Below are 19,753 nucleotides of genomic sequence, written 5' to 3'. Positions count from 1 at the left end.
GCGTCAGGTCGGATTGTCGGAAGGATCACATGCCCCGGATGGCGTTGATGATATTGCGCGCCATCAGCCCATGGCCGGGGCGGTTGGGATGCAGGCCATCCGCGAGAAACTTGCCGGCATCCGCGCGCACGAAGGGAGCGAAGTTGTCGATCAGATCCAGCGTGTTATCCTGCGCCGTCTCCAGCAACATCTGCCGGATATCCCCCATCGTGCATTTGAAGTCCGGCGGCCCGTCCAGCGTCGGGCGATTGGCGCACATCATGATCAGTTTGGCAGTGGGCGAGAGGGTTTTCACCGTGTCGATCAGCGCCTGCGCATGTCCGCGCGCCTCGGACAGAGTATAGGACAGGTCCGGGCGCTTGCCCCGGTCATTGGTGCCAAGCTGGATGAAGATAAACCCGTCCTCGGCATCAACCGCCAGACCATCGCCATGGCCGCCCGAGGTCAGCATATTGTTGCGATAGGTCATGAAGGACGTGCCGTTGATCCCCTGATTGGAAATCACGATCTGGCGGCGGAACTCGATGGCATAGACGTAAAGCGACTGTGTCGCCCCGGCCCCGGCATTGTTCACCGTGCGTATTTCAATTTCGGCATCGACGGTATAGGCGGGCAAGGCGTGGTGGCGGCGGGTGCGCGCGGTATTACCATCCTCGCCCAGCGTGGTCGAATAGACGCCGCCAAGCTGCACCCCATTGACCCAGACCGTATAATCAAGACAGCCGGAGGCCAGTGCATCAAAGAAGAACGTGAACTCTTTGCCCGTCATTTTGAAGGCATACTTGCCAGAGCTTGTGCCGCCAGATCCGTCAGTAAACCTATGCTGTGCGCCATAGGGATAGGCGGCGTTGTAAAGGGTCTGCTGCGTAAAGCTGCCCCCGGTGATGGTGACAGTGAATTTCGGCCCGGCCGGGAATACCCCATCCGTGCGGGAGAAGGTCGCGATGCTTTCGCCCGATGGGCTGGCGGGCCAATTCGACAGAACCGGCGCGGCCCCGTTCGCATACTGCTGCCCGATCCAGCGCTTAAGCTCATTGGCCCAGGAGGCCGTGTTGTAATAGTTCCTCGGGTCCGAGCCTGTCCCGTCGCGCGGCTCAGTAGGCGCGTTCTCGGGCAGAGATTGTCCATGGGTGATGCTGTCGCCCAGCTGGCTGATTTTCAGGTACTGGCGGAAGGGGTCACCAAGCGCGCGGGCCAGCTGTGCGATCTGCCCGCCGAAGCGCCAGACTGCCGCAGGGGCGTCATCCAGCTCACCCAGCACCAGAGTTGAGCGGGTCAGACCACCGACCGAGAAGAAGCCGTTGATATATTTGTTGCCGGCGGGGATCGCGGTGACCACATGCGTCCGCCCCATCAGATTGATCACCTGACCGCTGACAAGGGCCTCAAGCGTCGCAAAGGCCGCGCTGTCATTCGCGACCCCATCCCCTTTGGCCCCGACCTGAGCCGGAACAATGCCCTGCTCAGTCAGCAGCCGCCAAAAGCCCCCGCCCGTGGTGATCCCGCCCGGAGTGATGGAGCCGTGCCGCAGGTAGGACGCGCCACCCCCATCCCCCGCAACTGCGTAACCCGTGGTCTGCATGGCGCCGTAGAGGCCAAGATCATCGGCCGCCGACACAGCCGCAGCGCGCGTCATGTAGCCTTTGGCCAGCGGGAACTGCGCGAGGTCAACAACCTCATCCCGGATCACCTCGACGCCAGACCGGGCCTCTTCCGCACGGCCAGCATCCACGCCAGCCGAGGCCGCAGCCCCAAGCGCCTGCGCCAGCGCATCCGGCACGGTCGGTACAGGGGCCGGGATTGCCAGAAGGTCGGCCAGAGCGACAGGACCGGGTCCGGTCAGGTAGATCTTACCAAGCAGCACTTCACGCGGTATCGCCTGGCGTTGCCTGTCATCTTCGGTCCAGCGAGCCGTGACGAGATATGTGGTGCTGCGTGCCCCTGCAGAGTTTCGCCATAGAGCGAAACCAACCGGGATCGTCCCGTCAGCCGTCAGCAACACGGATCGCACAGCAGCCGGCGGGAAGATATCAGCGCCGGCCTTATCCCAGTCCGACAACGTGAATACCAGCTCTGCCGCCTTGAAAGGGCGGTCAGTCGTGATCGGCACGCGGCCCGTGATGATGGTGGTCAAAGCCATGGCATATCCACGTAAAAAAGCCCGCACGCGGCGGGGTGTGTCAGATCAAGTTTTGCGGAGAGGTCAGCCCTGCGGGGGCTCGGGCCAGACAGCGGCCAGTGGGTCACTCGTCACGTCAGGCAGATCGCGGAGCGCCTGGCGGTAAGCCAGCCATGCATCGCGCGCGGCCAGCGTCTGGGGGAAATCCGCGAGATTGCGAGGATCGAGATCAGACATCCGCAGCAGCCGGTCACGCTCAGCGCGAAGATCAGCCCAGGCGTCTGACGCCACATGCGGCGCAGGATCAGAGGCGACAAATTCACCCCATCGGGGGTGGTCGGGCTCGACCACGGTCACATGATTGCCCTCGGTGATGTTGCCGAGCGTTTGTTCCGGGTTCATCCATTTGTACTGCATAGTGGCGCCCTCACGATCCGCGCGAACTGTTGACGACATCTGCGGCGTCGGTCTTTTCCAGCAACCACAAATCCCCGCCTGACGTGCTGAATGTCGAATTTGACGCCTGAACCGCCACGCCGGTACCGACGCGACCCACGCGCATTGTGATGCGATCCAGCGGCTGAAATGGAATATCCGCCGTCAGAACGATGCCCGCATTGGTGATGCCCGCAAGATCGGCAACCATGGTTTCAACCCCGTTCCGTCTCCGGAAAAACCGGGCACGCGCGCCCTCATATTGGGAACCGACCCAGAAGGTGCCCCGCGCGCGCAATGTGCCTGAATTCAGGAGAACCGCAGACACAACATCAACAAAGCCCTCGCCGCTGGCCACAATTGGCAGCCGCTGCAACTTGGCAATGTCCCCCGCCGCGACAATAGCCAGCGCGCGGTGTTGCAGGCCAGGGGCGTCCGGAGCGCCTTCGGCGATAGCGATGGGGTTATCCCGGAGCGCCCGACCATCGACCGCCCGGATCGGCTTGCCCGTCTCGAAGATGCTGTTGAGCAGATTGGTCCAGAAAGCCATCAGTTCCTCATTGCCAAAGATAGCCGGGAGAGCCGTCAGGCATCTTCCCGTTTTCGTCGGCCCACCAGGCGCCGCCCATATCGCGCAACGTCTCGTCCGCCTCGGGGAAATCGGGGGCGTCATCCGCCATCCAGACCGCATAGCGGCTGGACTGGTAAATGAACTGCTGGAGCAGGTAGCGCGTGGTTTCCGCCGGCTTCACGCGCTGCGCCTCGATCACCTGCCAGCGAAGCACTTCCTCCGCCCCCTCGGTGTCGGTGATCAGCCGGGTTCTGACCTGCGCGACATCGCCAATCAGGAGACTGTCATCGACCATCGTCACCGGGAGATAGACCGGGGTATAGGCAAAGCGCGCCAGCAGGCGCTGGAGCATTTCCCGCGCATGGGTGTCAGAGATGATCCAGCGCGAGAAAATCACCTTCTCCATGATCTCGGCGCCGCCATCCTCATTCTCGGCATCGGCCTCAATGCGTCCCCGCTTGTGACGGTAATTCTCTCCGCTGTCGCCTTTGGTCGGGTCAATCACCCCGAAGTGGACCACGGCCCGGCTGATCCGCTCATCAGGCCTGCGTTCGATATCGATCGATCCCGCGACGAAATCCCCGGCATCCGATATGGTCCGGGTCGCAATCTCGGGGCGCACGGCCTTGAGCGGGATCGTCTGGGCGCGCTCATCCCACCAGACATAGAAGGTGCCATCCCGCATCAGTTCGCCCAGCAGCTTGTTGACCGGCAGGGGCGCGGGAACCGTGCGGCTGAACTGGTAGCCCTGAAGGTAGACCCCAGCCTCGGCATCCCATTGCGCCTTGTCGACAAACTCATTCGGGATCGGCGTGTGATTTGTCACCAGATCAAAGGCGATATCCCAAGCGTCCATCAGCTCGAAATGCCCGGCGCGCTGCGCCTTATCCCCTGCCCTGTGGCCGGCCGCCGCGGTGCCGAGGGTGCCGCGCGTGACGCCGGTCAGCAAGTACCGCCCGTCTCCCTCATCGGTCTGGCCAGTATAGCCGACAATTTCGGATCCGATGGTCAGATAGCGGGTCGCGGTATTGCCGAAAGGGTCAGTCATATCGGCGGCGAGGCTCGCAACCACGCGCACCGTGGCGGTGCTGTCGTCGAAATCCTGAAAGACCTCGATCTCGGTCTCGCGCGGAAACTTGGCCCGCTTGTCATCCGCCAGCCGCAGCGGGTCGACTGCCGATACCGACACCCTGCCATCCGAGGAAGGTCCGTCGATACCCTCGACCAGATAAAGCCGCTTTTCCATATCGGCCAATGGCTGGCCGGCCAGACCCTCGTAAATCGTCAGCCGCATATTCGCCTGGAACGGATTGCGGGCCACGAACTTCGGCCAGAAATTCCCCCGGCGCGCGGCGCGTTCGGCCACATACCAGTCGCCGACATAGTCATCAAACGGCGCATCCAGAAACTGGACCGAGGCCCGGCCGGTGATCCCCAGCGGCTTCTCTCCATCCCGCAGCGAGCCGATGTTTACCCGCGATGATCTGGCGTTTGCACCAACCAGCAGCGGCAACGGGTCGGTCTTTATATGCTCGCCGTCACGCTCATAGAGCGGCGGCAGGTATTGTCCCTCTTTCACAAAGCGCCATGTGATCGAGCCATCACCGCGATAGGCCGCTTTCACCGGACAGGTGCCATGGCAGTTATAGCAGCGCGGCCCGTCTGCCAGCGTCGCCGGGCAAGCGCCCACACCCCACCGCAGGCTGCAACGTGGCTGCCAGATTTCTACGATCTGAACCGGTTCGTTCACTGCTGACCTCCCGGCATCGGTGCATGGGCCTGAATGTCGAAGCTCACCGACATGAAGTTCTGGACACCCATGCGCGCGGGCGAAATCACGTCATCCACCCAGGCATAGACACAATCCTTCAGGCCGCGCCGGGGGCGGAAGGCCAGGAAGAAGGGCTCTGTCATGGCGCGTAAAACAAACGGGTCGAAATGCTCGCGATACCATGGCTCCCGGATCTGCTCCCATGCGACCGAGCCGGACAGCCCGGTGCGTTGCAGGTAGCGCTTCAGAAGCTGACCACCCTCGCTGACATAGCTTGTGAGTGTCGCGGTGCGACCGAGATCCAGGGCGCCCATGTTGACATAGCCATCCACCGGCATGGTGAGTGCCTTGCCAGTGTAGATCACCCCGACACGCTGGGGCGCGCTGATCGTGATCCGGACAGCTTCGACCTCGACCGCCCGGAACATCAGCAAAAGCGCCGAGCGATCCTCAGGCGTCATCGTGATCAGAGCGGACCAGACACCCGCAATGCGGCCCGAAACAGTTACCGTAACGCCCTCGAGGTCATGTGCGGCGATCCCGACAGAATCCACCAGCTTCGGGGACGGATAGGTGATCTGCCACCAGCCCGGCGCGGTGACAGGCTGCCACCAGCTGGCCGTGTCGATTTGCCCTGCACGCTCAGCAGGTCGCCCGTCTGCCGAACTGCTGGCGCTTATGGTGCCTGGCAGTTTATCCCACAGGATCCGGGCATGGGTCAGTGGCCAGCCAAACAGCACGCTGTCAGCCGCATATTCCTCGGTCATGTAAATCATCAGACCCACTCCACATTGTGGATCGTATAGCCATCCTTCACGCCTTCATTGATCTGTCGGAAGAGCGCGTCGGTGCTTTGCTTGCCCAGTACATCGCCGCTGATCTGGTAATTCGCGACCTTGCTGGCAGACTGGGCGGGGGCCTCAGGGGCCGAACTGGCCCCGCCGCCTCGGCCACCACCACCGCCGCCCTCACTGACACCACGGATCGCAGCTGCGAAGGCAAAGCCTTTCGCGAGAACCAGGGCACCGGTTTTGATACCCAGCACACCCTTCTTGAGCTCTTCGGCGGCACCCTGATAAGCGCTGACCAAAGCCTCCGCCGCAGCGAATGACTGGGACATTTTGAGCGCTTTCTTGTTAAACGCCCCCATGGCGCCAAGCACATCGGCACCGGCACCGAGGGCCTGCTGAAGGTTGAACTGGTTCGCGGCATCCTTGATCCGCTTCATCCGTTCCTGATGCTCTTCCTCGAGGCGTTCTTTGGCAGCGTCCCGGCCACCGAGGATCTCAAGCTCTTTCTCGCTGGCCTCCTCGAGGAGCCTGAGATTTTCTTTATACCATTCATCGAGGATCTCGCGTTCGGTCTTCAGATCCTCGATCAGGCCTTCGAGCTTCTTGTCGTCTTTGTCTTTCTTGCCCTTGCCGCCGCCCTTGCCTTTTTTTCCAGCATCACGACGAGCCTCATCGGCAGCGAGGCGACCTTCAGCGATCTGGTTGACGGTGTCCTGATCAGGGCGGGCAATACCCGCTTCGATCATTTCTTTTCTGACTTGAGCGGCCTCTTTCTCAAGTGCGATTTGATCCCGCGTCAGATTGTTCTGGCGGTCCTGTTCTGCGGTATAGGCCTTGAGTGCTGCCTGTTCCTCCTGCCGGGCAAGGTAAGCTTTGCGGCGCTCTTCAGCCCCGCGATCCGTGCCACCCCCCATAGAGGCATAGCCTTCCTCGGCAACCTTTGCGCGCACCGCAGCTGCAACAGCTTCCGCCGTAGCAAGCGCCTCAAGTCTCAGACTGGCCAGCATCGCGAAAATTGGCGCGACCGTATCAAGGAGACCAGTGACATCAGGGTATGCATCAGCAATTGCCTCAATCGCAGACCGAGCACTCTCGGCTGACCTCTCGCTCGCCTGAAACTCTTCGATAATTTTAATCGTCGCCGCGACGATGCTCGTGGAAATATCCTCAACAGCACCAAGCTCCCTCATGGCGGCCTCAGCCTGCTCGGCGGTGATTTCTGCGCGCTCAAGTTGACCGATGATGCGCGTCATGGCGTCTGTGATCTCTGCGTCAAAACCACTTACATCGCGAATACGAATCAATTCTTCCTTAAGTGCCTGAAGCTGATCTTCCGCCTCCCTCAAGCCTGGGGTGCGACCCAACGCGCCCAAGGCCGTCGCTCCTGCATCTGCCCGTGCTGCGACATCGACCAGCTCCTCCGCAAGCTTACGAGCCTGGCTGCTCATATCCATGTCGAGTATTTTGGCCGCCTCTGCGTGGAATTCCTGCGCGGATACCTCAGAGGCCTGGTAAGCGAAGCCAATCTCGCGAATTCGCTTCAGCGCTTCCTTATCTCCGCTTTCAAACGCGCTCCATCCGATCCAGCCGGCTTCAATGCCGACCCCTTTGCGGGCCTCTGCAAGGATCTTGTCCAGCTCGCTATTGTCAAAGATACCGCCGCCCCGCAGGGCGTCGAGACCCTCCTGAAGCAAACGGATCTGACGCAGCTTCTCCTGGCTGGTCATTTCATCGATGGACTTCGCAACCGCCTCATTGGCTTCAACCACCTTCGGTGCATAGAGGCCAAGGCGCTCAAGCTCCTTCCGGAAGTCCTCGGAGGTGCGCTCTGCCTCCCGCGCGCGCCCGCCGAAATAGATCAGCCCTCCGGCCAGAACACCGCCCAGGATCATGCCAAGCGGACCGGCCGCCGCGCCAAGACTGGTCAGTGCGCCGGCGAACCCGGAAACCGTGGACGCGCCCCGCAGAGCCGCGAGCAGCTTTGTCACTGCGCCGGTTGCCGAGCCGAGGCCGACAATCATACCGGCAATCGACCTGCCCATGAACGCAGCCGCAATCACGGCGGCAGCTTTCAGCGCCGTATCCGCGACCTCTTCGAAATTGTCCGCGATGATGATCAGCGCATCGGCAATCATAGCCGAGATCCCGACCGCCTCATCGCCGCGCCCGATATATTCCAGCAGCGCATTGTTCAGGAGCATGAAGCCATCCTGAATGGTCGCTGGCATTTCCGCCGCTTCGGTGCGCAGCTTCTCCATCTGGCTTGTGATGTTCAGAAGCTCTGCGCGCCCGATCTTGCCATCCGTGCCCAGCTTGCGCAGTTCCAGCGTGGTGACACCCATGGATTGAGCCAGCGCCTGGGCCACCCGGCCTCCTGAGGCGATCACCGTATTGAGGTTGTCACCCGACAGCTTGCCGAGTGCCATGGCCTTAGACAGCGCGTCCATGACGCGGGCCGCCGTCTCGCCCTTTGCACCGGAGACGACCAGCGCATTGTTCAGGCTTTCCACGAAGTCGAGCTGCTTGTTCGTCGCCACGCCGAGATCAGTCAGCACGGTCGAGAATGCCATATAGCCCTCCGCCGTCAGGGTCAGATCCGAATAGGTGCGCCGGGCCATCTCACTGACGCGCTGCATGACGTCAGCGCCCTTTTCCATGCTGCCAGCCGCAAGGTTCACGCGGCTGGTCAGATCGGTCCACTGGCCGGTCAGCTTGATGATCTGCCCCGCGCCCAGGGCGGCAGTGATCGCCGCCAACGGCGCGGCGGCGATGCCACGGAAATTCTTGCTGACCCGGTTTTCCAGATCGTCAAAGGTCTTCGAGATCCCCGAATTTACCTTTTTGAACCGGGTAATCGTCTCCCCTTCCATCTTTGCCAGACGGTTTTCGAGCCGGGCCACCTGTTGCAGGAACTGCTTTTCGGTGAGCCCTACCGGGAGTTCGAGGCCATCTTCTGCTGCCATTATTCTTCAACCCCCAGCTCGCGCAGGCGCTCAATGCTCATGCTCATGTCGGATTTGCCGCCGGTGGCCCCGTGGAATTTGGCCCAGGCGGTGAAAGCGCAGGTGTATTCCCAGAGGGACATTTGCTTTACCTGCTGCGGCGTGAAGCCCATCAGGGCGCCATTGCCGTAGATGGCCGAGAACTTTATGCGCTCTCGCCCGTCTCCGTTGCCTCCACCGCCGCCGGCTTTTCCGGCTGGTCATAGGCCTTGCCGCGATGGAAATCGCTGACGACCTCAAAGCAGATCATCACCAGCTCCGAGAACTCGCCCTCTTCCATGCCACGAAGGGAGAGCTTACGGGCAGCCTCCGGCTCCATGCCGCCACCAATGAGGCCGAGGCGCAGGCAATCGATCACCTCGCGGGTGCGCACAGGCGAATAGCCAAGCGAGCCGCGCGCCACACCATCCCGGCAACGGAAGCGGAAATCGGCCACACCGTTTTCGGTCAGGTCATCCAGAGCCTCAGCCTCGCCGATCCTGAGCATGAAGGGATGTTCCCCACATGCCCAGTTGATGATTTTCGGCTCTGCCATGGTCAGGCCTTGATCTTGGTGGTCGGCGTGGTGGCGAACTGGATCTCGACCGAGGCGGTGACCACCGAACCTTTGACCCGCGCCTGACCAAGCGAGCCGATGATGATCGGCCCCTGCTCGTATTCGATATCGCCCACGGCAGCAGCAAGGTTGCCGATCCGGGCGAGCATCGGAGAGCTGTCACCGGCATAAAACTTCTTCAGGAATTTATCATAGCCGCCCTGCGTCCAGTTGCCGGTGCCGGAGACGCTGACCGAAACAGACTGAACCCGGCGGCTCATGTTGTTCGGTTTACTCTCGTCGGCGCAATCAGCGACAGTTTCTACCTCTGAGCTGGCCGTGGTGCGCGAAACTTCGACCCCCATGAGGACGCAGTTTCGCGCCCAGGTGGTGCCGTCATCTTCGGAGAACTCTACAACGAGCTCTTCATATTCCTCATGGACAGGTGCTGCCATTTTGATCTCCTATGGCTGGATTGAAGAAAGCCGCCCGGATCGGGCGGCGGATGGAGGGAAAGATTTGAAGGCGATTGGTACTGTTGCACTTCTGGCATTGTGCGCCTCATCGGCTGTGGCCTTGGCCGATGAGCGTCTAGATGCTGTGACCAGCGCAATACGCGCACTTGATGATGAGGCAGTCGTATACGTAGCCTTTCAGGCCCACTGTGAGAAAGCAATGGAGGGCGAGGCGCGCACACTATGGTCAATGCATCGTGACTTTGGCATCGCCACCTACACAGATATGTACAACAGCCGAGACAAAGCTCTCATCAGGTACGATGAGGTATTTAAGGCCGCAAAAGGTATAGACAGGGAGCCGTATGATGATGTCGGCTTTTGCATTTCAGCACTTGATCAAATGAAGCACGCTACTGACGTTGCCGCCGCGAAGCTGGCAGAATCCTATTCCAACTGATCGCCCACTGACCTTTTCGGCAGAACCTCTTTAGCCACCCCTGCCACCACCGCCCCGTCGATCAACTCGCGCGGAAATGTCTGCGGCTTCGGGCTGGCCTTCACCGACCAGCCGGCATTCACCTTCCGGCTGGTATAGTGAAACTCTCGGTGAAAGATCGCTTTAGCCATGCCATTCCATCCCGAATTCATAGCGCAAGATCCCGTGCATGGTCAGGCCGTCCGGGTCGCGAACGATCTGCGAGAACGGGTCTGACCGGCTGACAATGGGGTTTTCCGTGGTTGCGATACCGCGCATCACCCGCCGCAATTCGTGCATGATCTGCTTGCAGTGAACCCGGCCCGGCTGGCGCGACCAGATATCAAGCTGGATCGAGACATCATCGAGCGCGACGCAGCCGCCTTCCTCTGACACCACATCCTCGGGGCCAAAGCTGATATAGCCCTGCGCATCACCCCAGACAGTCGGCAGAGGTGATCCGTCAGCCCCGCGCTGCACCCGGTCATAGATCCCGCCGATCAGAAGGCTGAGACGTGTATCCGCGCGCACTGCCTCGACGATTGCCCCCTGCAATTCCAGAGAAGGTGAGGCCATCAGCTGCCTGCCTTCCACGCTTTATTGACCGCGCGCCCGATGGCGGATTTCGCCTGCTTGCGCCGCATCCGCTTAGCCGGGTTGAAATAGGGGTTCGCGGGCATGTCCTGCGTTCCCGTCTCCTGCAGCTTGGCGTTCTGGAACCGCTGGCCCTGCTTGTTGGTGATGATCGTGGCTTCGCTGCCAGCTTTCACCACCACGCCGACAAAGCCCTGTTCGCCACCGCGCCGCGTGACCACGGTCGAAGCGCCCTCGACCCGGATCGATTTCACCAGGTCCAGTTCCTCGGCCGGCGCGAAGGCCCGGGCCAGCCCGGCGATAATCTCAGCCTGCTTGCGCGCCTCTACGACACCGGCCTCAATGGCGGCCTTCGCATGACTGCGCAGCTTCGCCTTCACGCGATCAAGACCCGGCATCAGATGGCCACCCCGCTCTCAGCAAGAAATTCCAGATATAGCCGATTGTCCGACCGCCTCGGGATCTCCCGGATATTGTAATTCCGTCCGTCTATCGCGCAGCGCCATTCCGGCGTGATCCGCGCTGTGTCGCTGTCGGCGCGCACGGTGACGACGACGGGCTGCTTGCCTTCCAGCCGGGAGGCAAGGACAGCCTCACCGCCTTTCAGAAACAGCGCCCCTGCCCAGCGGGTGAATTCGTCTTTCCACTCGCCGGTCACCTGATTGCCGTAGCCATCATCTCCGGAGACCGGCGACTGAAACAGGGCGCGGCGGTCGAGTTTGCCGGCGGTCATAGGCGCGAAACCCGCAGCCGCTCGATCAGCGATTCGGCGGAGAGTGGTAACTTTGTCGAGATGGTGCCGGTGATGACTGCCTCACGGTTTTCAAACCAATGGCCTACAAGCATCTTCACCAGGATCCGCGCCATCCCTATCGCATCGTCCGGTAGTGCAATGGTCATAGCGACTGTCGCAGGTGCGGCAATGGTTACAACCGAGCCAAGCGCATCCTGCGCCACGCTGGCCGCGACTTCATTGCCCGCGCCATCCTTCGCGCTGACCGCAGACACGTCAGGGAACGGGAGGCGGAATGTGCCCGCCTCGCCGAAGCTTACGGACCATTCCTGCTCCATGATGCAGCGCCCGAGCTCGCCGCGATAACCGTCGAGCATCGAGACGGCGGATACCTCCAGATCCTTGATCAGATCGTCCTGATCACCCCCCTCCACCCGAAGGTGCAGTTTGAGGTCTTCAAGAGATACGACCGGATTAGCGGGCGCTTTCGTGCGGACAGGAATGTTCATTGTGTCAGCCGGACACGAAGGCCGCGCCAGCCACGGTCGCGCCCTTCTCGGCGGGGCGGCGATGAGGCGTCAGGATCGCAATCACGCTTCCATAAGCGATGTTGGCCGTGGCAGAGGTCCGCACCGCACGGACGAACCGCTTGCCCGGCTTGCGGATTTCCGACAGCAGGGCCCGGCTGTTCAGGTCATCGTCCGCCGCCGAGGTCACGGTCGCAGTCGTATCTTCAACAGCCTCCATGCCAGCGGCGCCATCCGTATCGCTCGACTGGATCGCCAGGGTTGCAACCCCGGTTGCCGCACTGTCGGTGATCGTCGCGACAAAGGCCACGCTCTCATAGCCGGCCATATCGATGATGGCGGAAGCGTTGTTGATGCCGGAGCCGTTCGCAACCGGTGCGCCCACGACCCGGATTTCCAGGTTGTCAGTGATGCCGTGCATGGCACCCTCCTATGAAAATGATGGGGGAAGGTGCGGCCCCGAAGGGCCGCGCCGGATCAGGCTGCGAACTTCATCGCCTTGATCGCTTCGAAGTTCACCACACCACCGCCAGTGCGGCGGGTGGTATAGAACTTGACGAAGGGCTTGGAAGTAAAGGGATCGCGCATGGTGCGCAGGCCCTGGCGGTCCACGATCTGATAGGCCGTGGCGAACTGCCCGAAGTAGAGCGAGAGGGAGCCTGCCGCCAGTTTCGGGAGATCCTCGGCACGGGCGATGGGATAGCCCGCCAGCATCTCCGGCTGACCGGCAACCAGCGACGGCTGCCAGAGATACTGGCCGGTGCTGTCCTTCAGCTTGCGGATCGCCGTGATCACCTGCCGACGGGTCAGGAAGGTGGCGCCGGTCAGATACGCTGATTTCAGGGTGCCGATCAGATCAAAGATCTTGTCAGCCGGGGCAGAGCTGCCGAAGCCGCCATTGGCGCCCGACAGCACATGTCCGATCTTGCCCCAATCGACACCCTCGCCATCATCGGCGACGGTCTCATAGCTGGTCAGCCCACGGATTTTCCCCGTGCTGCCGGCCACGAATTCGCGATTCTCGAAGCGCGCGAACTTGTCCGAGACCTTGCCCGCGAGCCATGCCTCGATATTCACCGAGGCATCATCCAGCAATTGCTGGGTCGCTTTGGGCTCAGTATCGATCCAGAAAACCGGGATCTTCCACTTGCCAACCTTCGGCGTCTTGTCGTCGCCAGAGGTGCTGCGTTCATCGGCATAGGCTGCGCCGGCCTCGTCCAGATCTTCGATCCCTTCCAGAGCATCGACCGAAATCGTCTGCACCGAGGCGAGCTGACGCAGCACCGAGGTTTCAAAGACCTTGGTCACCACGCGGCCCGAAAGGTCCGGGGTGACGAAATAGCCGCCATCGGGATCGGACCCCGCCGAGAGCGTCTTCAGCTCGTCATGCGACAGGTTGTCTTTGCCCTGCCGGAAGAACTTGTCGAGCGCGGCCTTGTATTCACCATAGCCCTTGCGGTCGAGCGGGTCGAAGGATTTGGACCGCTCGCGCGAAACCGAGCCGAGCACATTATTGAACTCGGCGAGATTGACGACAGCCTTCGCCTCGTCCTCGCTGTCAACCTGCACGCCCATGCGGTTGAGCTTGGCTTCCAGTTCCTCGCGGGCTTTGGCCTCTGCCGCGAACTTCGCCTCGATCCCGGCCTTGGCCTCGACCGCATCATCGAGAGACTTCTCGATCTTCGCCAGCTTTTCGCCGGTCAGGCCGTCCGACTTCTTCAGCTCTTCAACGGTTTCCTTGAATGCCTCGAAGCCTTTGCCCTGCTTTTCGATCAGGGACTTGATTTCTTCCATATTGTCCAACGGCATGATTGCCTCCTTATCAGGACAGAGTTGCGATATTGCGGCGCAGCATCGCCGCCAGATCAGCCCCGTCCTCATCCCGAGGGTCCGCAGCCTTGAAGCCGCGCGAGGCAATCGCCTTCGCCGCAGCATTGGAGAACCCGCCTGCATCCCGCAGGAAGTCCTCGAAATCACGAATGGTCTTGATCTGTTCGGCCGATTTGACCGCAGCGACCCGCGCCTTGCCGTTCGCCGGGAAGGTCACGACCGAGACTTCAAACAGCTCGATCTGTTCCAGCTTCCGGCGCGGCTCTTCCGGCTTGGTGCCGAGGGTGAACTTCTTCGCCCGATAGCCGATCGACATGCCGTCCAGCGCGCCCTCTTTCATGGCGCCGTAGATCGTCTTGCCGCGCTCGGTGTCCAGATTGATGATCCGGCCTTTCACCTTCAGGCCAGTGTCATCCTCTTCCATCTCGGTCCAGATGCCGATGGGCAGCGCGTCCATGTCGCCCATCATCCATCCGCCATGCTGGATCAGCATCGGCGGCAGCTTCTTAGCCTTTGCCCACTCCCGCAGATTGGCCTTGAAGGCGCCGGGCGCGATCACATCGCCATAGCTGTCCACATTGCCGAAGACCGCGCCATAGCCCGAGAATTCCCCGGTTTTGGCATCCATGTCTTCGGTCGAGAACTTGACCTCAATCCTGTCCATCTTGCCTCTCCGTTACGGGCTGCGCGCCGGGCGCGGCATTGGTCGGCTGCGGAAGCTTGTCCGCGTCCGGGTCGTCGCTGGGGTTAAGCTCTTCCAGCTCGCGCACCTCGTTCTGGCTCATCCAGCCTTTGGTGCCGCCTGAGCCGAGCGCCTTTGCGTAGAAATCGCCACGATCTTTGGCCGCGCCGCGCATCAGCGCATTGGCGGTGAACTTGGTGTACAAGCCCTGGTCCTGCTCGTCGTCGGTGAGCAGCGCGGCATCGGCACTCTGCTCGATCCGCTGATACCAGGGCGAAAGCGTGTGAACGACATGGGCGAGGAACATCTGTTCGGCGCTGGCATAGGTCGCGGTCTTGTCCGCGTGGCCCACCATGATCGGCATGACCCCGAACTGTCGGCACACCTCCTCGATCTGGAACTTGCGAGTTTCCATCACCTGAGCGTCGGCGCTGGTCATCTTTGCGGTCTGGAACTTGCCACCCCGGTCGAGGATCATGGTTTGCCCGGCAAGCTCCTGCCCCGGCTGGAACTTCATCAGCCAGGCGCGCAGCCCTTCGAACTGCTCTTTCGTCAGGTTGCCATCGATCGAATAGATGCCGCCGGGCTGCGCCCCGCTCTTCTGGGTGTCGAGCTGCGACTTCTCGACCGCCATGGTCAACTGCATCACAGACCGCGCCAGACGGATGATGTTCAGCCCGAGCTGCGCATCATAGGATGGGCCGCGCAGATGCCAGACCTCAGTCTGGTCCAGCAGCTTTTGTGCGCCGTTCGGAAGCGTGGTCCGGTAGCGCATGGCCATGTTTGCTTTGTCGAACTCGGCCTCGGTCTGGTCCGGCTGGAGCGCGATCAGCTCGTAAATCTTGCCTCCAGCGCGGTTGATCCAGACATAAGCGTTACCGGTCAGCAAGACGTGATACATCAGCGTCTCACGCAACTCGAAGCTGGTCATCCAGCCGTTCGGCTTACGCGACAGCATCCGCGCCAGAGGGTGATCCTTCGCCGAGACCGGTAACCGGTGCTTGCCGTCAGACCGGTAGAGGCGGAACGGAACCTGAGCCACGCCCTGCGCAATGGTGCGGACGCAGGCGAGAACCGTGGAAATTTCCAGCGCCCTCATCGGCGTGACGCTGAACACCTCGTCTTGCGACCGAAGGCCTGCCGAAGTGGTTCCATCGCCGCCGATTGCGCTTTTGCCTTCAGATCGGAGAAACCGGCGAAAGAGGTTCATTCACCATCCTCCCAAAATGAGCGACCACCAGCGGCGACGGGGTTGAGAAACATCAGCATTGCGGCATCCAGCGCAGCCATTAGCGGGTCAATCTTACCTGCGCCCGAGGCTTCCTTGGTCACCATGTAGTTGTTCCGGACCAGTTCCTGCTTCGCGTTCCCAACTGACCAGTTCAGGAGCGGTTGGTTGCAATGCAACAGGCGTTTCGATTCCAGTTTCAGCGGCAGCGTCTGGTGCGCGGTTTGCAGCGCCCATCCCTGTTTGACCGCCTGCACAAGAGGATCGGTCATATCGAGCGCGGTCAGAGCGTCAAACAGCAAGGCGATGCCGGCACTATCGAGGCCGATGCCAGAGGCTTCCGGAAGCTTCCCCGCCGACCAGATCTTCGCGCAGATCGCTGCCGCCTCGGCCGCCTGTTCTTCACCGGTGGCGACAACCTTCAGATCGCCATCCGCCTCGAAATCCCTCAACTGCGGCGCGATCTTCGGGCGCTGTTCAAAAACCGATGGCCGCGCCCAGGCGCGAACCCAGAGAAGCCAGACCTTATCGACCTTGCGCCGACCGAGAACCGCGAGCGCGGCAAGGTCATCGGCCCCGCCCCAGTCGACACCGATGGTGCAGACCTCGCATTGGTCGAGCAGATCATCGAGGGTCAGTCCCTCGCAGACCGCCTCTTCCCAGTGCATAGCGCCGGACCATGCCGAGCCGCCAAGACCAACACCGATTTCGATATTGAGATGCTGGCTGGCCCAGATCTGCTCCGCCTCTTTCGAGACCTTGCCGTTGTTGTCGTAATCGTCCTCGAGGGCCTGCTCATCAATCGAAAGGCCATAATTCGGCAGCACCAGCGGCCAGTTCTTCTTGTCGCGCCAATAGGACTTGTCGCGCTGCAACACCTCTGGAAACTCATAGAGAACCGGCAACATGATCGGCGACTTGCCGCCCTTGCCGTCCCTGATGGCGCGAGCCTTGTCCAATTCGGTCTTCCAGATCCCCGCCGGCGTTTCGTCCGACTGGGTGGTTATCATCAGCACTTTGCCGCGCTGCTTAGTGATGCCCCCACCCCGGATCTGCTGCATCACCTTCGCAGCCTTGGCCTTTTTCCCCAGCTCGTGAAGCTCGTCGAGGATGGTCAGCACCGGGATCTCCCCGGTCACAATCGAAGTATCGAAGGTTTTCACATCCAGCGCAGTGCCGGTTTTGCGCCGGGTGATCGTCTTCAGGTGCGTCTGCACCTTGAAGATGTCCACCAGAACGGGATCGAGATCGATCATCCCGGTGGCCTGGCCGAACAGGCGTTCCGAAATGTTCTGGCTGGGCCCCACCAGCAGCATCTGCCGGTTCGGCGCATCCTCCATGTAAAGCGCGGTCAGGCCGAGGGCCGCAGCATAGGTCGATTTCGAATTCTTCTTGGGCACCGCGCAAAGCAGTTCCCAGACCAGATCACGGTGCGTTTCCGGATCCTCGCTGGCAAGAAACGCCACCAGCAGATCCTTGAACCAGTCACCGCAGGCCGTGGCCAGCGGCGGATTTCCAGCGACATCGGGCAACCGCAGCCGGTTGAAGAAGGCCAGCACCTTCGCCGCCTTCTCCTGATTGAGCGGCACATCCGCCATCGGCGTTTCGCCACGCTGCAGCTTTTCCCACCAGTCCGGACAGGCAAAGCGCGGCAGCGGTTCAATGCCGTCGGGCATTGCCGGCCTCAAGATTCAGCTGGGCAGCCAGGGCGTCGTCTGCATCCAGCGCCTTCTGCTCATCGACGATCTTCTTACCGACCTTCGGCTGCGCGCTGTCTTTCGGCTTCGCGGCCAGCTTACGCTCCGATTCCATCCGGTCATTGCGCTCGAGGAGTTGAACGAATAAGCGCTCTGCGCCGACATTCCCGGTCTGGGCATTGCTCCACACCCGCATCAGGCGCTCTGCATCGAGACGATCACGGGCTGCATCACGAATCTGGAGCTCGGATCTAAAATGCCGCTTCAGCGTCGGCACCGAGATGGATTTCCCGGTGCGAGGATCGAGGATCACGCCCGCGATCCGCTCATTCGACCAACCAGCCGCAAGCAACATACTGACTTTGTTAGAATTTTCTTCCGTCCACTCAAAAGCCGGGCGACCACGCCGCTTGTCAGCAGCCAGCCACGTCTCCCCAAAGAGGTTGCGGAAGCCCTCAGCCCCCAGATTTTCACCAGCCATCAGAAAAAAAATCCCTCGCTGAGGGGGGCGCGGGTCTCCGGCCGCGAGGCCCCCAGACTTTTGATACCCCCCCCTGTCCGGTCAGCCGTGCAGACCGCGCCGCTCTTCGGCCTGCTTGACCCGGTCGTGACAGCCCTTGCAGAGGCATTGGAGGTTCGACCGATCCCAGAACCGGCCCTCATCACCGCGATGGGGAATGATGTGGTCGGCAACCAGCTTTGACGTATCGCCTTCAAGGTGACCGCAGCGACCGCAGGTAAAGAGCGCACTCTCCAGCACATCCCAGCGGAGATCCTTCCAGCGAGCCGTGTTGTACCAGTTGCGCCAGGGCGACTGGATGCGGCGCTGTCGGGATCGCTCCGCCTCTGACTGAGGCGCCGAGCCGAGCCTACCGGGCGCGGCGACGAAGCGCGATGGCGCTTGCTTCAACCTTCCCATGGTCACCCCGGATAAAGCAAAACGCCCGAGAGCGTTTGCTCCGGGCGCTATTCAGGCGTGTCAGACAGGCGTGTAACCCATCCCCGCCGCCCAGCAGCTGGGGCGCTGTCTGCAATGGCAGAGGGCCGGTCAGCGTGAGGCTATGGGAACGGAAGATAGACGGCGTGATTCACCCCTGTCAACTGGGCTTCAAAGGGATCAGTGCATCATCGGTCGCGGCAATCAGTGTCTCGCGCCCGAACAGCTCGAATTTCACCATAGCACCGCCCTCTGCCTTCAGCTCCACTACCTCAGCGCGGAAGCCAGCAAACGGCCCGGAACGGAACATGACGCCATCGCCAGATCGCAACCGAGCCTCAGCAAGGCGGCGCGCCCGCAAGGCTGCCCTGGCATCGCGCTGGCCCGCATCAATCTTGCGCATCGCATGGATCTTGCGAAGGCCGGAGCGCTCCAGCACGCCCCACTCACCATTTGATAGGCACAAAGCACCAATGATCCATGGGCAGGACATGACGCGATGCGGCAACGGCTCACCCTTGAAGCGTGCGAAGACATAGCCAGGCAGGTAGCGGCGATGGTATTCGCGCAAAATGCCATGGCGACGCACTTGTCGGGCGAGTACCGGATGAAATGCGGAGACACCCCTGATCCCCAACCACGCCTCGGCCTCATCCTCACGCTGCGGCGCGACACGAAGCGCGTACCAATCCGGCTTGCCCGGCGTGAAGATCGCTGCCCTATCCGTCGAAACCGGCACAACATCACCGATCCTGAAATTCCCCGACATCATCACGCCACATCCCCTTCCGTATCCTGCGCATCCATGATGGCCGCGACACGCGCCTCAACCATGTGATACCATTCGAGCCACTGGCGATCCGCAGGCGCCACGGTGCCGAACCGGCTTTCTGCCTCGATCCTGCCGCGACGGCGCTTCGACGCATCAGCCTCATCTTTCAGGGTTTTGACCACGAACCCATTCGGTGGCTGGCCGAACTTCTTGATGGAGAGATACAGCTCTACCGCCCACCCTTCGGCCAGCGCCTGCCGCCCTACGCGGCTGCGCAGGTACGTGGTGACGAACCGGCTGTCAGAGGGCGGCGGCTCCTGAAGCTGACGCGCCCAGTTGCAGATCACCACCTCAGACGGCCAGCGATCCTTGTGCTTGCCCTGCCCGTGCTGCTCGACCACATCGGCCAGCGCACCGAGGTTCTCGGCAGACATATAGGCCAGACGCGCGGCCAGCCCTTCCATCGTGGCTTCATGCTGCGCGACGGTCGCCCCGCCTGCCCGCTTCAGCCCACGGGCGGTCAGCGGCTCGACCAGAAGCTTTCTGACCCGTTCCTTGCCTGCCTTCAGCGCATCGCTTTCCATCTCTGCCCCCTT

At 61.5% G+C, this 19,753-nt stretch carries 24 protein-coding genes; 1 reads left to right on the top strand and 23 read right to left on the bottom strand.

Annotated elements, in window-relative coordinates; translation table 11 throughout:
* Positions 1-25: 25 nt before the first annotated feature.
* The 9 genes from BLW25_RS06520 to BLW25_RS06485 all read right to left on the bottom strand — a co-directional run bounded on the left by BLW25_RS06520 (position 26) and on the right by BLW25_RS06485 (position 9,679).
* Entirely contained in the window at positions 26-2,140 is a 2,115-nt protein-coding gene (locus tag BLW25_RS06520; protein ID WP_092897468.1) for an SGNH/GDSL hydrolase family protein, read from the bottom strand.
* Between the two features lie 63 nt (positions 2,141-2,203).
* Positions 2,204-2,536, bottom strand: a complete 333-nt coding sequence (locus BLW25_RS06515; RefSeq protein ID WP_253188252.1) for a tail fiber assembly protein — start codon at positions 2,534-2,536, stop codon at positions 2,204-2,206.
* Positions 2,537-2,546: 10 nt separating this feature from the next.
* Positions 2,547-3,104 (bottom strand): hypothetical protein, encoded by a 558-nt coding sequence (locus BLW25_RS06510; RefSeq protein ID WP_092897466.1) that lies wholly within the window; start codon positions 3,102-3,104, stop codon positions 2,547-2,549.
* Between the two features lie 7 nt (positions 3,105-3,111).
* Positions 3,112-4,875: a hypothetical protein gene (locus BLW25_RS06505; protein WP_092897464.1), complete on the bottom strand. Its 1,764-nt coding sequence runs from the start codon at positions 4,873-4,875 to the stop codon at positions 3,112-3,114.
* Positions 4,872-5,672 (bottom strand): hypothetical protein, encoded by an 801-nt coding sequence (locus BLW25_RS06500; protein WP_143040456.1) that lies wholly within the window; start codon positions 5,670-5,672, stop codon positions 4,872-4,874. Before BLW25_RS06500 ends, BLW25_RS06505 begins: the two co-directional genes overlap by 4 nt.
* Positions 5,672-8,650 carry a tape measure protein gene (locus BLW25_RS06495; protein WP_092897460.1) on the bottom strand — a complete coding sequence of 993 codons (2,979 nt, stop codon included), beginning with the start codon at positions 8,648-8,650 and terminating at the stop codon, positions 5,672-5,674. Before BLW25_RS06495 ends, BLW25_RS06500 begins: the two co-directional genes overlap by 1 nt.
* Positions 8,650-8,772 (bottom strand): hypothetical protein, encoded by a 123-nt coding sequence (locus tag BLW25_RS25205; RefSeq protein WP_290438665.1) that lies wholly within the window; start codon positions 8,770-8,772, stop codon positions 8,650-8,652. Before BLW25_RS25205 ends, BLW25_RS06495 begins: the two co-directional genes overlap by 1 nt.
* A 62-nt stretch (positions 8,773-8,834) precedes the next feature.
* The gene (locus BLW25_RS06490; RefSeq protein WP_092897458.1) at positions 8,835-9,224 is read right to left on the bottom strand and encodes a GTA-gp10 family protein; all 390 of its coding nucleotides are present in this window, start codon (positions 9,222-9,224) and stop codon (positions 8,835-8,837) included.
* 2 nt (positions 9,225-9,226) lie between these two features.
* On the bottom strand, positions 9,227-9,679 hold the full coding sequence (locus BLW25_RS06485) for a hypothetical protein (protein ID WP_092897456.1): 453 nt from the start codon (positions 9,677-9,679) through the stop codon (positions 9,227-9,229).
* 1 nt (position 9,680) lies between these two features.
* Here BLW25_RS06485 and BLW25_RS06480 point away from each other — a divergent pair, with 1 nt between their 5' ends.
* Complete coding sequence (locus BLW25_RS06480; RefSeq protein ID WP_092897455.1) at positions 9,681-10,139, top strand: hypothetical protein; 459 nt, start codon at positions 9,681-9,683, stop codon at positions 10,137-10,139.
* Here the strand turns inward: BLW25_RS06480 and BLW25_RS06475 are convergent.
* The 14 genes from BLW25_RS06475 to BLW25_RS06410 form a co-directional block, all read right to left on the bottom strand.
* Entirely contained in the window at positions 10,127-10,309 is a 183-nt protein-coding gene (locus tag BLW25_RS06475) for a hypothetical protein (protein WP_092897453.1), read from the bottom strand. The genes BLW25_RS06480 and BLW25_RS06475 overlap by 13 nt on opposite strands.
* Positions 10,302-10,733, bottom strand: coding sequence for a DUF3168 domain-containing protein (locus tag BLW25_RS06470; protein WP_092897451.1), 432 nt, complete (start codon positions 10,731-10,733; stop codon positions 10,302-10,304). Before BLW25_RS06470 ends, BLW25_RS06475 begins: the two co-directional genes overlap by 8 nt.
* Positions 10,733-11,149 carry a hypothetical protein gene (locus BLW25_RS06465; RefSeq protein ID WP_253188250.1) on the bottom strand — a complete coding sequence of 139 codons (417 nt, stop codon included), beginning with the start codon at positions 11,147-11,149 and terminating at the stop codon, positions 10,733-10,735. Before BLW25_RS06465 ends, BLW25_RS06470 begins: the two co-directional genes overlap by 1 nt.
* On the bottom strand, positions 11,149-11,484 hold the full coding sequence (locus BLW25_RS06460; protein ID WP_092897449.1) for a phage head closure protein: 336 nt from the start codon (positions 11,482-11,484) through the stop codon (positions 11,149-11,151). Before BLW25_RS06460 ends, BLW25_RS06465 begins: the two co-directional genes overlap by 1 nt.
* Positions 11,481-11,993, bottom strand: coding sequence for a head-tail connector protein (locus tag BLW25_RS06455; RefSeq protein ID WP_092897447.1), 513 nt, complete (start codon positions 11,991-11,993; stop codon positions 11,481-11,483). Before BLW25_RS06455 ends, BLW25_RS06460 begins: the two co-directional genes overlap by 4 nt.
* Positions 11,994-11,997: 4 nt before the next feature.
* Positions 11,998-12,432, bottom strand: coding sequence for a hypothetical protein (locus BLW25_RS06450; RefSeq protein ID WP_092897445.1), 435 nt, complete (start codon positions 12,430-12,432; stop codon positions 11,998-12,000).
* Positions 12,433-12,488: 56 nt separating this feature from the next.
* Positions 12,489-13,820, bottom strand: coding sequence for a phage major capsid protein (locus BLW25_RS06445; RefSeq protein WP_171909494.1), 1,332 nt, complete (start codon positions 13,818-13,820; stop codon positions 12,489-12,491).
* Between the two features lie 13 nt (positions 13,821-13,833).
* Positions 13,834-14,505: an HK97 family phage prohead protease gene (locus tag BLW25_RS06440; RefSeq protein ID WP_092897441.1), complete on the bottom strand. Its 672-nt coding sequence runs from the start codon at positions 14,503-14,505 to the stop codon at positions 13,834-13,836.
* Positions 14,492-15,733 (bottom strand): phage portal protein, encoded by a 1,242-nt coding sequence (locus tag BLW25_RS06435; protein ID WP_092897439.1) that lies wholly within the window; start codon positions 15,731-15,733, stop codon positions 14,492-14,494. Before BLW25_RS06435 ends, BLW25_RS06440 begins: the two co-directional genes overlap by 14 nt.
* Positions 15,730-17,427: a terminase large subunit domain-containing protein gene (locus tag BLW25_RS06430; RefSeq protein WP_092897437.1), complete on the bottom strand. Its 1,698-nt coding sequence runs from the start codon at positions 17,425-17,427 to the stop codon at positions 15,730-15,732. The genes BLW25_RS06435 and BLW25_RS06430 overlap by 4 nt, the downstream gene beginning before the upstream one ends.
* Positions 17,411-17,929 carry a hypothetical protein gene (locus BLW25_RS06425; RefSeq protein WP_253188248.1) on the bottom strand — a complete coding sequence of 173 codons (519 nt, stop codon included), beginning with the start codon at positions 17,927-17,929 and terminating at the stop codon, positions 17,411-17,413. Before BLW25_RS06425 ends, BLW25_RS06430 begins: the two co-directional genes overlap by 17 nt.
* Before the next feature lie 81 nt (positions 17,930-18,010).
* Positions 18,011-18,367: an HNH endonuclease gene (locus tag BLW25_RS06420; RefSeq protein ID WP_092897433.1), complete on the bottom strand. Its 357-nt coding sequence runs from the start codon at positions 18,365-18,367 to the stop codon at positions 18,011-18,013.
* Between the two features lie 178 nt (positions 18,368-18,545).
* On the bottom strand, positions 18,546-19,157 hold the full coding sequence (locus BLW25_RS06415; protein WP_092897431.1) for a transcription termination/antitermination NusG family protein: 612 nt from the start codon (positions 19,155-19,157) through the stop codon (positions 18,546-18,548).
* Positions 19,157-19,741, bottom strand: a complete 585-nt coding sequence (locus tag BLW25_RS06410) for a hypothetical protein (protein WP_092897429.1) — start codon at positions 19,739-19,741, stop codon at positions 19,157-19,159. The genes BLW25_RS06415 and BLW25_RS06410 overlap by 1 nt, the downstream gene beginning before the upstream one ends.
* Positions 19,742-19,753 lie beyond the last annotated feature (12 nt).

Origin of the sequence: Rhodobacter sp. 24-YEA-8 (genome assembly GCF_900105075.1) — a bacterium.
Lineage (GTDB): Bacteria > Pseudomonadota > Alphaproteobacteria > Rhodobacterales > Rhodobacteraceae > Pseudogemmobacter.
This window is presented reverse-complemented; position numbering and strand designations above follow the sequence as displayed.

Excerpts from the sequence above, each read along its gene's own strand:
- BLW25_RS06450 (WP_092897445.1), bottom strand. The coding sequence starts at position 12,432 with ATGCACGGCATCACTGACAACCTGGAAATCCGGGTCGTGGGCGCACCG.
- BLW25_RS06520 (WP_092897468.1), bottom strand. The coding sequence starts at position 2,140 with ATGGCTTTGACCACCATCATCACGGGCCGCGTGCCGATCACGACTGAC.
- BLW25_RS06465 (WP_253188250.1), bottom strand. The coding sequence starts at position 11,149 with ATGCCGGGTCTTGATCGCGTGAAGGCGAAGCTGCGCAGTCATGCGAAG.
- BLW25_RS06445 (WP_171909494.1), bottom strand. The coding sequence starts at position 13,820 with ATGCCGTTGGACAATATGGAAGAAATCAAGTCCCTGATCGAAAAGCAG.
- BLW25_RS06435 (WP_092897439.1), bottom strand. The coding sequence starts at position 15,733 with ATGAACCTCTTTCGCCGGTTTCTCCGATCTGAAGGCAAAAGCGCAATC.
- BLW25_RS06510 (WP_092897466.1), bottom strand. The coding sequence starts at position 3,104 with ATGGCTTTCTGGACCAATCTGCTCAACAGCATCTTCGAGACGGGCAAG.
- BLW25_RS06430 (WP_092897437.1), bottom strand. The coding sequence starts at position 17,427 with ATGCCCGACGGCATTGAACCGCTGCCGCGCTTTGCCTGTCCGGACTGG.
- BLW25_RS06440 (WP_092897441.1), bottom strand. The coding sequence starts at position 14,505 with ATGGACAGGATTGAGGTCAAGTTCTCGACCGAAGACATGGATGCCAAA.
- BLW25_RS25205 (WP_290438665.1), bottom strand. The coding sequence starts at position 8,772 with ATGTCCCTCTGGGAATACACCTGCGCTTTCACCGCCTGGGCCAAATTC.
- BLW25_RS06460 (WP_092897449.1), bottom strand. The coding sequence starts at position 11,484 with ATGACCGCCGGCAAACTCGACCGCCGCGCCCTGTTTCAGTCGCCGGTC.
- BLW25_RS06475 (WP_092897453.1), bottom strand. The coding sequence starts at position 10,309 with ATGGCTAAAGCGATCTTTCACCGAGAGTTTCACTATACCAGCCGGAAG.
- BLW25_RS06455 (WP_092897447.1), bottom strand. The coding sequence starts at position 11,993 with ATGAACATTCCTGTCCGCACGAAAGCGCCCGCTAATCCGGTCGTATCT.
- BLW25_RS06500 (WP_143040456.1), bottom strand. The coding sequence starts at position 5,672 with ATGATTTACATGACCGAGGAATATGCGGCTGACAGCGTGCTGTTTGGC.
- BLW25_RS06495 (WP_092897460.1), bottom strand. The coding sequence starts at position 8,650 with ATGGCAGCAGAAGATGGCCTCGAACTCCCGGTAGGGCTCACCGAAAAG.
- BLW25_RS06490 (WP_092897458.1), bottom strand. The coding sequence starts at position 9,224 with ATGGCAGAGCCGAAAATCATCAACTGGGCATGTGGGGAACATCCCTTC.
- BLW25_RS06420 (WP_092897433.1), bottom strand. The coding sequence starts at position 18,367 with ATGGGAAGGTTGAAGCAAGCGCCATCGCGCTTCGTCGCCGCGCCCGGT.
- BLW25_RS06415 (WP_092897431.1), bottom strand. The coding sequence starts at position 19,157 with ATGATGTCGGGGAATTTCAGGATCGGTGATGTTGTGCCGGTTTCGACG.
- BLW25_RS06485 (WP_092897456.1), bottom strand. The coding sequence starts at position 9,679 with ATGGCAGCACCTGTCCATGAGGAATATGAAGAGCTCGTTGTAGAGTTC.
- BLW25_RS06515 (WP_253188252.1), bottom strand. The coding sequence starts at position 2,536 with ATGCAGTACAAATGGATGAACCCGGAACAAACGCTCGGCAACATCACC.
- BLW25_RS06410 (WP_092897429.1), bottom strand. The coding sequence starts at position 19,741 with ATGGAAAGCGATGCGCTGAAGGCAGGCAAGGAACGGGTCAGAAAGCTT.
- BLW25_RS06425 (WP_253188248.1), bottom strand. The coding sequence starts at position 17,929 with ATGGCTGGTGAAAATCTGGGGGCTGAGGGCTTCCGCAACCTCTTTGGG.
- BLW25_RS06470 (WP_092897451.1), bottom strand. The coding sequence starts at position 10,733 with ATGGCCTCACCTTCTCTGGAATTGCAGGGGGCAATCGTCGAGGCAGTG.